Source organism: Streptomyces sp. NPDC023541 (assembly GCF_055559995.1).
The window spans coordinates 1-12,305 of the sequence record NZ_JBVHJO010000019.1; the positions used below are offsets into that span (position 1 = coordinate 1).

The window sequence follows — 12,305 nt, forward strand, 5'->3', positions numbered from 1 at the left end:
TCGCCATCATCCTGATCCTCGTCGTCGGCATCGCCATCGACCTGCTCATCTTCAGCCCCCTCGAACGCCACGTACTGCGCAGCCGCGGCCTGCTGGTGAAGAGCTGAGCCGCATGTCGCCCGTACTGCTGGTCATCGCCCACGGCAGCCGCGATCCGCGGCACGCCGCGACCGTGCACGCCCTCACCCGGCGGGCGCGGGCGCTGCGGCCCGGACTGCGGGTGGAGACGGCCTTCCTGGACTTCAACGCCCCGCGGGTCGAGCAGGTGCTGTCGGCCCTGCACGCCGACGGCGTCCGCGACGTGGTGGCCCTGCCGCTGCTGCTGACGCGGGCCTTCCACGCGAAGGCCGACATCCCGGCTGCGCTGTCCGAGGCGCTGACCCGCCTGCCGGGCCTCTCGGTCTCGGTGGCGGACGTCCTCGGCCCGTCGCCGCTGCTCGTCGACGCCCTCGAACGCCGGCTGTCCGAAGCCGGCCTCACCCCGGCGGACCGCGCCACCACCGCGGTGGTGCTCGCGTCCGCCGGTTCCACGGACCCGGAGGCGATCGCAGTGATCGCTGAAATCGCGCGGGAGTGGCGGCACACCGGCTGGTGCGCCGTGCGGCCTGCGTTCGCCTCCGCTGCTCATCCCCGTACGGAGGACGCCGTACGGGCCCTGCGGGCCGAGGGCTTCGCCCGGGTGGCGGTGGCCCCGTACGTCATCGCCCCCGGCCGGCTCCCGGACCGCATCACGGCCGGCGCCGAGGCCGCGGGCGCCGACGTGGTGGCCGACGTCCTGGGCGCCGCCCCGGAACTGGCCCTCCTGCTGCTGCGCCGCTACGACGCGGCGGCCGCGGCGCCCGCCCGCCTCCCGGCCCTGACGGCCTAGGCGCGGGCCGCGGCCTCGTCGGCCAGGGCCGTCAGGTCCGCGATGGACATCGCGCCGGGCGGCAGGCCCTCCCGCGCGAAGATGTTCGCCGCGTGTCGCAGGACGTCGTTGACCGGGGTGGGCACCCCGTGCAGACGGCCCAGCAGCGAGATCTCCCCGTTGAGGTAGTCGGCCTCCACCGAGCCGGTGCCGCGCGCCAGGCTCTGCCAGGAGGAGCCGCCCCGTACGCCCGGCGGCTGTTCGACCTTCCCGTCGCGGGCCTGCGCCTGCTCGGCGTCCGAGGCGTAGGCGATGCCGGCCGCTGTGAAGGCGGCCTTGGCCTCGCGGGCGGCCCGCGCCAGGAGTGCCGCCTTCGCCGGGTCGGGGTCCGGGCCGGTCGTGGCCTGGATCGCGTTGCCGAGGTTGCCCAGCAGCTTCGCGTACTTCCACCGCATGACGTCCTCGACCACCGGGGCCTCGAAGCCGGCCTTGGCGAGGTCCGCCGCGACGGCCCGGACGAGCGCGTCCGTTCCGCCCGCGGCCCGGCCCAGGTGCAGGATGCCGGTCAGCGGTGTGCACAGCGCGGAGACGACGCCCGGCTCCAGGAAGGTGGCGGGCAGCCAGACGCACACCCCGTACACGCGCGCGAACCGCCGTAGCGCCAGACGCTCGCTCTCCACGCCGTTCTGCGCGCAGAGCACCGGCAGCCGCTGTGCGGCCGTACCGCCGCCCGCGACCTCCGCGTCGCCCCACGCGTCGAGCGCCGCGATGGCGTCCTGGGTCTTCACCGTCAGCAACAGCACGTCGTCGGGGCGCAGTTCGCCCATCTCGTCCGGTCCCGTCACCACGCTGATCCGGTGTACGCGGCGTCCGTCCGCCGTCGTGAGCCGCAGCCCCTCGGCCCGCAGGGCCTCCGCGTGCGCGCCGCGCGCGGCGAGGACGACCTCGCCACCCGCCTCCGCGAGCCGTCCGCCGATGGTGGCGCCCACGGCGCCCGCGCCGATGATGATGTACCGCATGCCGATGAGCCTGGCACACCCCGCCGGCCCCGTCGCTCCCGGGGCCGGTTGCCGGCGCCCCGCTCCCCTGGGCCAGGATGCTCCCATGGGTGTGGACGGAGACGGTGTGGCCGAGGCGGTCGCGCGCGAGATGCTGTTGATGAGCCCGGGCGTGCGCACGTCGAGGGCCCTGACGGACGGGCTCCTCGATCCGGAGTTCACCGAGGTGGGCGCTTCGGGACGCAGGTGGGACCGGCGGGCGATGCTCGCGGCGCTGCCGGAGCTGGAGGGCGGCGCCGAGGACGGTCCGCGGTACGAGCCCGCCGGCATGACCGGCGTCGAACTGGCCCCGGGGGTCGTGCACCTCAGGTACGAGACCGTGATCGACGGGCGGCGGGCGCGCCGGAGTTCGATCTGGCGGAAGGCCGACGACGGGTCCGGATGGCGGATGTACTACCACCAGGCCACCCCGGTGCCGGGCGAGTAGACACCGGATCAGGGGCCGGTCAGCTCCACGAGCTTGGCGACGGTGTTCCAGTTGCGGGTGGTGACGTCGATGCCCTTGACGACGGCGGGCCTGGCGAGGGCCTCGGCCAGTTTGGAGCGGCCCAGGCCTTCGGGGGCGTAGAGGTAGAGGACGCGGTCGCCGAGCCGGTACTCCTCGGGGAGGAAGGCGGCCCCGTCGAGCGCGGCGAAGCGCTCCGCGCTCGGCTGCTCGGAGAAGAAGGTGGCGTGGAGCTGTTTCCCCTCCAGTTCCGCGGCCGGGAAGGGGCACGCCTCCGCGACGGCGCGCAGGTACGTTCCGTCCAGCACCAGGCACGCGACCCGGAAGCCGAAGTGTGCCTCGATGGCGGCCTCCAGCTCCCGGGCGAGCGCCACCGGGTCGGTCTTCGCGCTGCTGAAGACGGCGTTGCCGCTCTGCAGGTACGTCTGCACGTCGCCGTGCCCGAGCCCTTCCAGCAGGGAGCGGAGCTCCGCCATCGGGACCTTCTTGCTGCCGCCGACATTGATCCCGCGCAGCAGCGCCGCGTACTTCTTGGCCGTCGCCGCCGTGTCCTTCTTCGTCATGGGGGCACCCTAAGGGCTGTCCCGTACTCCCCGGACGCCCGGATACGCCCAGCATCAGGACGCTCCTCCGCCTTGCGATGCCCCGCGTCTGACGCCGCGCGCTGATCCACCGGGGATTACGGGACAGCCCTTCAGGGGGTGGTGTCTATGACAGTTCGGCCTCGATGAGGTCGGCGGCCTGGCGGGTGCCGCCCTCGGTGGCCATCCGGGCCCGGATCTCCTCGGCCCGGGCGGCGACGGCGGGGTCGGCGGTGAGGGAGAGGACCGCCTCGCGGAGGGTGGCCGCGTCGGCGTCGTCCATCGGGACGTGTCGTGCCACGCCCAGGGACGCCAGCATGTCGGCGTTGCCGAACTGGTCGACGGCCTGGGGGACGGCGACCATCGGGGTGGCGGTGGCGAGCCCCTCTTGGCTGCCGCCGGCGCCGGCATGGGTGATGAAGGCGTCGGCCTGGCGCAGGATGTCCAGCTGGGGGACCCAGCGGTGGACCTCGACGTTGGCGGGGACCTCGCCGAGGTCCGCCTCGTCGGTGAACCTGCCGATCTGCAGGACGACGTACCAGTCGGGCAGGTCGGCGAAGGCGTCGATGCAGGCGCGGTAGAAGGCGGGCTGCTTGGTGAAGGCCGAGCCGAGCGAGACGAGCACGACCTTTCGGCCCTCGGCGGCCGGGGGCCGGCTCCAGGTGCCCTGGGTGGCGCTGCGGTCGCCCTGGCAGGCGCCGACGAAGGTGTACACGCTCTCGTCGACGCGGTCGGCGTGGGGCTGGAGGGCCCTGGGGATCAGGACGAGGCTGCGGCGCGGGCGGCCCTGGAAGCGGTCGACCTGGTCGGGCAGGCCGTTCTCGGTGAGCCAGGCGGCGAACTTCGCGTAGTACGCCTGCCCGCGCTCGGAGGCCTTCAGCTCGGCGAACATCGGCTCGGCGACTTCCTGCTCGTATCCCTCCCAGGCGACGAGGTTCGGGGAGAGGGATACGGCGGGGACGCCCCAGCGGTGGGCAAGGACGGGCGCCGGGTAGGAGGTGATGTCGTGGATGACGAGGTCCGGTTCGTCGCCGTCGAAGGCGGCGGCGAGCTGCGGGAGGGCCTGGACGGCGTCGTTCAGGAAGGGCTCCAGGTTGTCGATGAGTTCGGTGCCCCAGGCCTCCGGCTCGTCGTCCGTGGGGAGGGTGGAGGTGTAGACGACGGGGGTGGCGCCGGTCTCTGCGACCTTGTCGGCGAAGGCGGCGGGGATGGCGTAGCTGACGCGGTGGCCGCGGGCCACGAGCTCGCGGATCACCTCGATGCTCGGGTTCACGTGGCCGTGGGCGGCGATGGAGAACATGGCGATGTGGGCGGCCTTGGCTGAGGTCATGATCCGACTCTAACGAGACGATACGTCTCGTGCAACTCATTCACGCCGCCCTCGGTCGGTCCGGGGGCGCGGCCCGACCGGAGGAGTCGGCCTGCTCGGCGGAGCCGGCCTGATGGGCGGCGCGGCAGGGCGCCATCACGCGCTCGATGTCGGCGGTGAGCGAGTCGAGCCAGGTCTGGGCGGCGAAGAACTCCGACGGGGCAACCACCTCCGGATCCCGCACCCGGCCGCCCGGTCCGGCCGCCGGCTCGGCGGACGCCGCCACGCCGCCGTCCGACCCGTGGTCCGGCGGGGCCGTGGCGGCCCGCTGCGCCGCAGCCCGCATCCTGGCGGCCACACCGTCCGCCCGGCCGCTGAGCCGCTCCCCGTTGCCCGGCCCGAGGTCCGGGCCGGCGCGGGCGAGCAGCCTCCGGGAGCCCCAGAGCACGTGATGGCCCGTGATCATGGCCGCCTGCCAGTCGGGGGCACCGGCCACCGGCGCCCGCGGCTCGCTCTGGCGCTGCGCGTACGCGCTCTCCGCCAGCGAGAGCGCGAGCTGGAGCGCCCGGTCGTCCGGGGCGGTGTCCCGCCTGCCGGCGACCACCGCGGCCGTGGTCCTCTCCACCGTCTCGGCCTCCCGTGCCAGCAGTACGGCGACCGCGCGGTGCAGCTCGGACTGCGCTCCCCGCGGCCAGGCCAGCAGCCCGAACACCACGCCGATCATGCTGCCGATGATCACGTCCATGAGTCGGACCCCGGCCAGCCGCCAGGTCACGGGCGCCAGTTGCGCGAAGACGAAGGACACGACGAGGGTGAACATGCCCTGGGCCCAGCCCACCCCTCGGACCGGCCCCACCGTGAAGGCGACGAGCATCACGATCGGCAGGACGACGGCGTAGACATGGGTGTGGCCGCCGACCAGGGCCAGGATGCCGGCGGCCAGGAGCGCGCCGAGCAGGGTCCCGGCGAGCGCCTGGCGGACGGTAGCCCTGGTCTGGGCGACCGTGGTCCGGGTCAGGCTGAGGACGGCCAGCATCGCCCAGAAGCCGTGGGGCAGCGACTCCACGCCGGCGACGGTGCGGACGGCCGCGAGCGCGAGGCTGATCCGGACGGCGTTCTGGAAGTACACGGAGCGCGGCCCGGCGTGCGCCGCCAACCGGTGCCACCACAGGCGGGGCGCGAGCCGGCCCGCGTACCAGAACCGGCCCGAGTCGGTGCCGGGCGGCGGCGGTGGGGCGCGCCTGCCCCGGACCGCCAGCTCGGCCGCGGTCGCGAAGGCCGCGGCGGCGTCCGCCACCTCCAGCAGCGCCGCCCGGCGGCGGCCGCGCACCTCGGTCACGGGCTGCGGCTCCCGCTCGGCCGCCTCCCTCACCTCTTCCCGCAGTCGCCGCAGGGCGCCGGCCTCGTCGGTCGCGCGGCCCGTCCCGGCCAGCAGGGCTCCGGCCTCGGCGGCGGACCGGCCGACGGCCTCCAGCAGCTCCAGTCCGGTCTTCAGCGGCGACTGTCCGGCGGGGGGCGGGGGCAGGTTCACCAGCCGCCCGAGCAGCGTGCGCGCTCCCAGGCCGGTGTGGGCGAGGGCGCGGTCGCGCAGGCCGGGCCCGGCGGGGCGTTCGGCCTCCTCCACGTGGAGGGGGCGCAGCGACTCGCCGATCTTCCGGGCGCTCTCCACCTCGGCCGCGGGCAGCGTGTACGGGGCGCGGCCCAGCTCGGCGGCGAAGCGGGCGGCTGCGTCGGCCGCCCCGGCGGCCAGCTCCCGGTAGGTGGTGCCGCGCGGTTCGGGCAGGAGGAACTTCTCGGCGAGGACGAGCAGGACCAGACCGAAGGTCGCGCCTCCGAGCCGTTCGCCGAGGGTGTCGGGGAGGTAGGGCGGGAAGCACGGCAGGATGTAGAGCAGCTGCAGCCCGGGGGCGGCGCCAGCCGCCCGGGGTCCGGCCGCGGCCGCGAAGGCGATGGCGAAGCCGATGACCAGCATGCCGGCCACGGCGGCCCAGGTCCGTACCGCGAGGTAGGTGCCGGCGGTCAGCAGCACCCACACCGCCGGCAGGGTTCTGACGAGGACGGCCGCCCGCTGCTCGCCGGTGCCGGGGATGCGGGAGAGGGCGGCCATCGAGACCACCGCGAAGAGGGCGTACGTGGCCGCGACGGGCCGGTCCAGCCCGTACAGGCACACGTAGAACGCGCCGCACGCGCAGAGGGTGGTGCGGATCGCGCGTCGCACCACGCGGCTGGGGCCGCGGCCTGCGCTCACGTCTTTTTCGGCACCCACCACTCCAGCATCGGGCCGGCCGCCGGACGCCACCACCGGCCGGCCGGGCTTGCCGCACCGGCGCGACGGAAGGTTTAATGCATGAACAGGCATTTATTAATGATGTCAACGAGGAGGTGGCCGGTCGTGGCACGCCCGCGCGGCGTCGAGGACGCGGTGATCCTGCAGGCGGCGGCCAGGGTCATGGGCCGGGTGGGGCCGACGGGGCTCACCCTGGCGGCCGTGGCGCGGGAGGTGGGCCTGGTGCCCGGCACGCTGGTGCAGCGCTTCGGGTCCAAGCGCGGTCTGCTGCTGGCGCTGGCCGACCGGTCCGCGAAGGAGGCGGGCGGGGCGGCCGGGCGCGTACGGGATGCCGGGACGTCCGCGCTCGACGCCCTGGCCGCGCTGACGTCGCGGAATCTGGCCGGGATGGACACGCCGGAGAGCTTCGCCCACCACCTGGCCTTCCTGTGTACGGACCTCACCGATCCGCAGCTGTACGAACGCGCGCTGGCCGTACACCGGGCCCAGCGACGGGCGATCGAGGAACTGCTGGCGGAGGCCGCCGACGCGGGTGAACTCCGCGCCGGGACCGATGTCGCGGCCCTGGCCGGCACCGTGCAGGCGATCACCGCCGGCGCGGGCCTGGCGTGGGCCGTCGAACGCCGCGGCACCCTCGCGCAGCGGCTGCGCCGGGAACTCGACGCCGTACTGCTCGCCCATCTGCCGCCACGCCACCCCCACGGACCGGAGGAATGATGACGACCGACACACGCCCGCCGGCCGGAAGGCCCCTGGCCGGAAAGGTGGCTCTGGTCGCCGGCGGCACCCGCGGCGGCGGACGGGGCATCGCCGTCGAACTCGGCTCCGCCGGCGCGACGGTGTACGTCACCGGGCGCAGCAGCGGCGCCGGCCGCTCGGACCTGGACCGCCCGGAGACGATCGAGGACACGGCGGCGCGGATCACGGCCGCGGGCGGCGTGGGCGTCCCCGTCCGCACCGACCACAGCCGCCCCGAGGAGGTCCGGGCCCTGATGGAGCGGATCGCAGCCGAACAGGACGGGCGGCTCGACGTCCTGGTCAACTCGGTGTGGGGCGGAGATCCGCTGACCGACTGGGAACACCCCCTGTGGGAGCAGGACTTGGAGACCGGCCTGCGGCTGCTGCGGCAGGCCGTGGAGACCCATGTGATCACGAGCCGGTACGCGCTGCCGCTCATGGTCGCCCGCGGGAGCGGCCTGGTGGTCGAGGTCACCGACGGCAACACCGCCCGCTACCGCGGCTCCTTCTTCTACGACCTGGCGAAGTCGGCGGTGATCCGCCTCGCCTTCGCGCAGGCCGCCGAGCTGAGGCCGCACGGCGTCGCCGCCGTGGCGATCACGCCCGGGTTCCTGCGGTCGGAGGCCGTGCTCGACCACTTCGGCGTCACCGAGGCCGACTGGCGCGACGGCGTGGCGCAGGACCCGGACTTCGCCCACTCCGAATCCCCCGCCTACCTGGGCCGGGCGGTCGCGGCACTGGCCGCCGACCCGCAGATCATGTCCAAGACCGGCCGGGCCCTGGCCACTTGGGGCTTGTACCAGGAGTACGGCTTCACCGACGCCGACGGCACCCGGCCCGACTTCGCCGCCCACTGGGCGAAGAACCTGCAGGCGCGGTACGGGCCGCTCGGCGACCCCCTCTGACCGGGCCGTCCCGGCCGGCCCGTTCGGCGGTGGTAGAACAGCGGCATGGACGAAGCGCGGGCGAGGGACGTACTGGCGGCGGCGGGCCTCACCGCAGCCGGGGCCGCGCGGCCCGCGCTGCTCGCGTTCGGTGAGAACGCCGTGTTCGCCGTCGGCGACCTGGTGGTCAAGGTGGGCCGGGAGGCCGCGCTGCTGGAGCGGGCCGAACGCGAACTGGCGGTGGCCGACTGGTTCGCCGCGTCCGGCGTCCCCGCGGTCCGGGCGGCCGAGCCGAAGCCCCGCCTGGTGGGCGGCCATCCGCTGACCCTGTGGCACCGGCTCCCGGAGGCGGTGCGCCCCGCGGGGCCCGAGGACCTGGCGGTGCTGCTGCGGGCCGTCCACGCCCTGCCCGAAGCGCCGTTCGCCCTGCCGCCGCGGGACCTGCTGGGCGGGGTCGAACGCTGGCTGCGGCTGGCGGGGAACGCCGTCGACCCGGCCGACGCGGCGTACCTGCGCTCCCGCCGGGACGCCTGCGCGGCCGAGGTGGCGGCCCTGTCCCCGCACCTGGCGCCGGGCCCGGTCCACGGCGACGCCCTGCCCCGCAACGTCCACGTGGGCCCGGACGGCCCGGTCCTGGTCGACCTGGAGACCGTATCGGCCGACCTGCGCGAACACGACCTGGTGGTGATGGCCCTGTCACGCGACCGGTACGGCATGCCCGCCGGGGAGTACGAGGCCTTCGCAGCGGCGTACGGCTGGGACGTCCGCGACTGGGAGGGCTGCGCGGTCCTGCGCGGCGCCCGCGAAACGGCCGGCTGCGCCTGGGTCGCCCAGCACGCACCCGGCAACCCGGCCGCCCGGAGCGAGTTCCACCGCCGCGTGACCTCGCTGCGGACCGGCGACCCGCGCACGCGGTGGCACTCCTTCTAAAGGGTGGTGGGCAGGTCGCCGACCTGCGAACATCTTCGGATGATCACACTCTCCGACGACCTCGGACACCTTTCGTACGTCGTCACCGGCGACGGACCGCCCGTCGTACTCGTGCACGCCGGGATCGCCGACCACCACATGTGGGACGCGGTCGTGCCGGCCCTCGCGGAGCGGCACACCGTCATCCGCTACGACCTGCGCGGCTTCGGACAGTCCGCTCCACCGAGCGGCCCGTTCACCGAGACCGACGATCTGCGCCGGCTCCTGGACCATCTCGGCCACGAGCGCGTCCGGCTCGTCGGCGCTTCCTGGGGCGGTCGCGTGGCCGTGGACTTCACCCTCACCCATCCGGACCGGGTGCACTCCCTCGCGGTGCTGGCCGCGCCGTGGCCGGGGTACGGCTGGGGTGCCGAGATGATCGCGTACGACGAGGCGGAGACCGAGGCGCTGGCCGCGGGCGACCTCGACGCCGCCGTCGCCACGAACCTGGACATGTGGGTGCGCGGGCCGGCCCGCACGTGGGACGACGTCGCCACCGGACTGGCCGACCGGCTCCGCGAGCCGATCCGCACGTCCCTGGTGAACCAGGACGTCGTCGGCGAGCACTCCCAGGGTGTCGTGCGGGGCGACCTGTCCGGCATCACGGTCCCCACCCTGGTCGGGATCGGCAAGCTCGACGTCGCCGACTTCCAGGACATCGCGCGGCGCTACGCAGCCGAGATCCCCGGCGCCACCCTGGTCGAGTTCCCGGCCGCCGCCCACCTCATCGCGCTGGACGCCCCCGCCGAACTCGCGGCGGCACTGGCCCCGTTCCTCGCCCGGTAGGGAGTGTCCGCACAGTAGCGTCGGCCGCCCGGGAGCGCGGGCGGGACTCCGCGGACACGACCTGGGTCGTCTCTTTTCGGATCTCGTCGGCCGAGCCCGCCCGTGCCTTGGGGCAGGGCGGGTCCGGTCAGGCCGGGACCAGGTCGCGCAGGGGCCAGGCCGTGTCGATCACCGCGTCCGGCGCGCCCTGGCGGCGCAGGTAGGACTGGAAGTCCCGGGCCCAGCGGGCGTGCCAGGTGCCTTGGCGGGCGTGCAGGTCGGCCGGGGTCAGCTCGGCCACCTGCGGATGCCGTTCGGCTATCGCGCGGGCCACGTGGACCGCGGCCAGCGCGTCCGCACCGGCGTCGTGCGCCTCCTCCAGCGTGACCCCGTACACCCCGCAGACCGCCTCCAGGGTCCGCTTGCCGCGCCGGAAGCGGTCCACGGCCCGGTCGATGGTGAGCGGGTCCACCACCGGACCGGTCTCCTCTCCGCCCAGCCGGTCGGCCAGCGAAGGCAGCCCGTGCCGGGCCAGTTCGGCGCTCAGCAGGGTGAGGTCGAAGGCCGCGTTGTACGCGACGACCACCGCTCCCGTACGCCAGTGCGCGACCAGCGCCTCCGCGACCTCGTCGGCGACCTCCCGGACCGGTCGTCCCTCCGCGACCGCCCGCTCGGTGCTGATCCCGTGGATGGCCGAGGCCCCCTCCGGGATCGGTATCCCCGGATCCGCGAGCCAGCCGCGCCGTTGGTGCACCGCACCGCCGCGCACCTCGACCACGGCCGCCGTCACGATCCTCGACTCGCCGGGCTCCGTGCCGGTCGTCTCCAGGTCGAACCCGATCAGCACCCTGCCGTGCCAGCCCCCCGTACCGCGCTGGTCCTCCACCCCGTGTCCCTCCCCCGTACGCCTTCGGTCAACGGGTTTCAGCCTGCCACGGGCCACTGACAAGCCCGACGACGGGACCCTCCGGCGGAGGTCACGGCGCTCACGACACCGGACGGGAGTCCTCCCACATCGACTCGAACTCCTCCCGGTACGTGGCGAACAGCCCGTGGTCCGCGTCCTTGGGCACCCCCCGGCCGCCGCCCCGCAGTACCAGCACCGGCGATTCCATGCCCCGCGCCCGCCGCAGGTACGACTGGACCACCGCGATGCCCGAGGACTGGCCCTCGACCAGATAGGCGGTGAAGCGCGGCGTCTCGTCGAAGACGTGGATCTCGAAGCGCGAGGGGTCCCGCAGCCCCGCCCGGACCCGCCGCACGTGCAGGATGTTCATCTCCACCGAGCGGCTCAGCTCCCCCTTGCGCAGCCCCAGCTCCCGCTCGCGCCGTTTGACCGCGCTGCTCGCCGGGTTCAGGAACAGCAGCCGCACCCGGCAGCCCGCCTCCGTCAGCCGGACGAGTCTTCGCCCCGAGAAGTTCTGAACCAGCAGGTTGAGCCCTATCCCGATGGCGTCGAGCCGTCGCGCACCCCCGAAGAGGTCCTCCGCCGGAAGGTTGCGCTGGAGCCGCACCCGGTCCGGGTGGACGGAGACGACGTCCGCGTACCGGTCGCCCACCAGGTCCTCGACGGCGTCGATCGGCAGCCGGTCCGCGGCGGGACTGCCGGAGCCCCCGCCCAGTACCTCCAGCAGCCGCGCCGAGGCCCGTTCCGCCTGCTCCAGCACGGGCCGCGACAGGGCCCGGTTGCGGGAGACGACGTTGCGCGTGACCTCCAGCTCGTCCAGGGCCAGCTCGATCTCGCGCCGGTCGTCGAAGTAGGGCTCGAAGCAGGGCCAGTGCTGGACCATCAGCTCCCGCAGCTGCGGCAGGGTCAGGAAGCTCAGCACGTTGTCGTCGGCGGAGTCGAGCAGATAGCCCTTGCGCCGGCTGACCTCGCGCACGGCGACGGCCCGCTGCACCCACTCCTGCCCGGCGGGACCGGCGGCCGCGACGACCCAGTCGTCCCCGGCGTGCACCGGTTCGTAGATCGGCCGCAGCACCGCGCCGACCACCGACCGCAGCCGCTGTTCGATCAGGTTGAGCCAGATGTAGGCCCGGCCCGCCCGCTGCGCCCGCGTACGGACCTCGCTCCAGGCCTCCGCGCCCCAGTCCAGTTCGGCGCCGGCCCGCGCGCTCCCGGCCTCCGCCGGCCCGCCCGCCAGGGAGACCGCCCCTGCCGGGAGCCCCGTCGGCGCCCCGCCGGGGACACCACCTGGGGCGTCCGCCGGGCCACCCTCGTGACTGCTGTCACCAGGGGGCAGCTCCAGACCTCCCGAGCTCACCCGTGCACCGCCTTCTGCGTCTGGACGCCCGTCTCCAGTGATCACGGAAGGGTATCCCGCGCGCGCGGCCCGGTGCAGCCCGATGGCCCGCACACGGACCGCCGATCGACCCATTATCCGATGCGCGGACAGTCCGCTGACCCGACTGTCAGGTCTGC

Annotated in this window: 11 protein-coding genes and 2 pseudogenes; 7 read left to right on the plus strand and 6 right to left on the minus strand. The window is 74.6% G+C overall.

Annotated elements, in window-relative coordinates:
• Positions 1 to 107, plus strand: a pseudogene (locus tag ACZ3X1_RS31750) (ABC transporter permease); the annotation flags it as partial.
• A gap of 5 nt (positions 108 to 112) precedes the next feature.
• On the plus strand, positions 113 to 868 hold the full coding sequence (locus tag ACZ3X1_RS31755) for a sirohydrochlorin chelatase (RefSeq protein ID WP_356813566.1): 756 nt from the start codon (positions 113 to 115) through the stop codon (positions 866 to 868).
• On the opposite strand, the gene ACZ3X1_RS31760 is transcribed toward ACZ3X1_RS31755, so the two are convergent.
• A complete protein-coding gene (locus ACZ3X1_RS31760; RefSeq protein ID WP_467282267.1) occupies positions 865 to 1,866 on the minus strand; it encodes a ketopantoate reductase family protein in 1,002 nt (333 codons plus the stop codon). The genes ACZ3X1_RS31755 and ACZ3X1_RS31760 overlap by 4 nt on opposite strands.
• An 85-nt stretch (positions 1,867 to 1,951) precedes the next feature.
• Here ACZ3X1_RS31760 and ACZ3X1_RS31765 point away from each other — a divergent pair, with 85 nt between their 5' ends.
• Positions 1,952 to 2,332 carry a nuclear transport factor 2 family protein gene (locus tag ACZ3X1_RS31765; RefSeq protein WP_467282271.1) on the plus strand — a complete coding sequence of 127 codons (381 nt, stop codon included), beginning with the start codon at positions 1,952 to 1,954 and terminating at the stop codon, positions 2,330 to 2,332.
• A gap of 8 nt (positions 2,333 to 2,340) precedes the next feature.
• Here ACZ3X1_RS31765 and ACZ3X1_RS31770 read toward each other — a convergent pair whose 3' ends face one another.
• The 3 genes and pseudogenes from ACZ3X1_RS31770 to ACZ3X1_RS31780 all read right to left on the minus strand — a co-directional run bounded on the left by ACZ3X1_RS31770 (position 2,341) and on the right by ACZ3X1_RS31780 (position 6,506).
• Complete coding sequence (locus ACZ3X1_RS31770) at positions 2,341 to 2,913, minus strand: DUF1697 domain-containing protein (RefSeq protein ID WP_356813563.1); 573 nt, start codon at positions 2,911 to 2,913, stop codon at positions 2,341 to 2,343.
• A gap of 145 nt (positions 2,914 to 3,058) precedes the next feature.
• Positions 3,059 to 4,305 (minus strand): annotated as a pseudogene (gene mgt / locus ACZ3X1_RS31775) (macrolide-inactivating glycosyltransferase).
• Positions 4,302 to 6,506 carry an FUSC family protein gene (locus tag ACZ3X1_RS31780; protein ID WP_467282278.1) on the minus strand — a complete coding sequence of 735 codons (2,205 nt, stop codon included), beginning with the start codon at positions 6,504 to 6,506 and terminating at the stop codon, positions 4,302 to 4,304. The pseudogene mgt and the gene ACZ3X1_RS31780 overlap by 4 nt, the downstream one beginning before the upstream one ends.
• A gap of 126 nt (positions 6,507 to 6,632) precedes the next feature.
• On the opposite strand from ACZ3X1_RS31780, the gene ACZ3X1_RS31785 reads away from it, so the two are divergent.
• From ACZ3X1_RS31785 to ACZ3X1_RS31800, 4 genes are read left to right on the plus strand one after another with little or no spacing between them, the layout of a single operon-like run.
• The gene (locus ACZ3X1_RS31785; protein ID WP_356813558.1) at positions 6,633 to 7,244 is read left to right on the plus strand and encodes a TetR/AcrR family transcriptional regulator; all 612 of its coding nucleotides are present in this window, start codon (positions 6,633 to 6,635) and stop codon (positions 7,242 to 7,244) included.
• On the plus strand, positions 7,244 to 8,170 hold the full coding sequence (locus ACZ3X1_RS31790; RefSeq protein ID WP_467282283.1) for an SDR family oxidoreductase: 927 nt from the start codon (positions 7,244 to 7,246) through the stop codon (positions 8,168 to 8,170). Before ACZ3X1_RS31785 ends, ACZ3X1_RS31790 begins: the two co-directional genes overlap by 1 nt.
• A gap of 45 nt (positions 8,171 to 8,215) precedes the next feature.
• Positions 8,216 to 9,079 carry an aminoglycoside phosphotransferase family protein gene (locus tag ACZ3X1_RS31795; RefSeq protein ID WP_467282287.1) on the plus strand — a complete coding sequence of 288 codons (864 nt, stop codon included), beginning with the start codon at positions 8,216 to 8,218 and terminating at the stop codon, positions 9,077 to 9,079.
• A gap of 39 nt (positions 9,080 to 9,118) precedes the next feature.
• On the plus strand, positions 9,119 to 9,904 hold the full coding sequence (locus ACZ3X1_RS31800; protein ID WP_467282290.1) for an alpha/beta fold hydrolase: 786 nt from the start codon (positions 9,119 to 9,121) through the stop codon (positions 9,902 to 9,904).
• A 127-nt stretch (positions 9,905 to 10,031) separates the two neighbouring features.
• Here the strand turns inward: ACZ3X1_RS31800 and ACZ3X1_RS31805 are convergent, their stop codons facing one another.
• Together ACZ3X1_RS31805 and ACZ3X1_RS31810 are read right to left on the minus strand one after the other, a co-directional pair.
• Positions 10,032 to 10,769, minus strand: coding sequence for a 3'-5' exonuclease (locus ACZ3X1_RS31805; protein WP_356813553.1), 738 nt, complete (start codon positions 10,767 to 10,769; stop codon positions 10,032 to 10,034).
• A gap of 100 nt (positions 10,770 to 10,869) precedes the next feature.
• The gene (locus ACZ3X1_RS31810) at positions 10,870 to 12,147 is read right to left on the minus strand and encodes an SAV2148 family HEPN domain-containing protein (RefSeq protein ID WP_356813552.1); all 1,278 of its coding nucleotides are present in this window, start codon (positions 12,145 to 12,147) and stop codon (positions 10,870 to 10,872) included.
• Between the last annotated feature and the right edge of the window lie 158 nt (positions 12,148 to 12,305).

Coding starts and splice junctions, on each gene's coding strand:
- ACZ3X1_RS31755 (WP_356813566.1), top strand. CDS start 113: ATGTCGCCCGTACTGCTGGTCATCGCCCACGGCAGCCGCGATCCGCGG.
- ACZ3X1_RS31760 (WP_467282267.1), bottom strand. CDS start 1,866: ATGCGGTACATCATCATCGGCGCGGGCGCCGTGGGCGCCACCATCGGC.
- ACZ3X1_RS31765 (WP_467282271.1), top strand. CDS start 1,952: ATGGGTGTGGACGGAGACGGTGTGGCCGAGGCGGTCGCGCGCGAGATG.
- ACZ3X1_RS31770 (WP_356813563.1), bottom strand. CDS start 2,913: ATGACGAAGAAGGACACGGCGGCGACGGCCAAGAAGTACGCGGCGCTG.
- ACZ3X1_RS31790 (WP_467282283.1), top strand. CDS start 7,244: ATGACGACCGACACACGCCCGCCGGCCGGAAGGCCCCTGGCCGGAAAG.
- ACZ3X1_RS31795 (WP_467282287.1), top strand. CDS start 8,216: ATGGACGAAGCGCGGGCGAGGGACGTACTGGCGGCGGCGGGCCTCACC.
- ACZ3X1_RS31800 (WP_467282290.1), top strand. CDS start 9,119: ATGATCACACTCTCCGACGACCTCGGACACCTTTCGTACGTCGTCACC.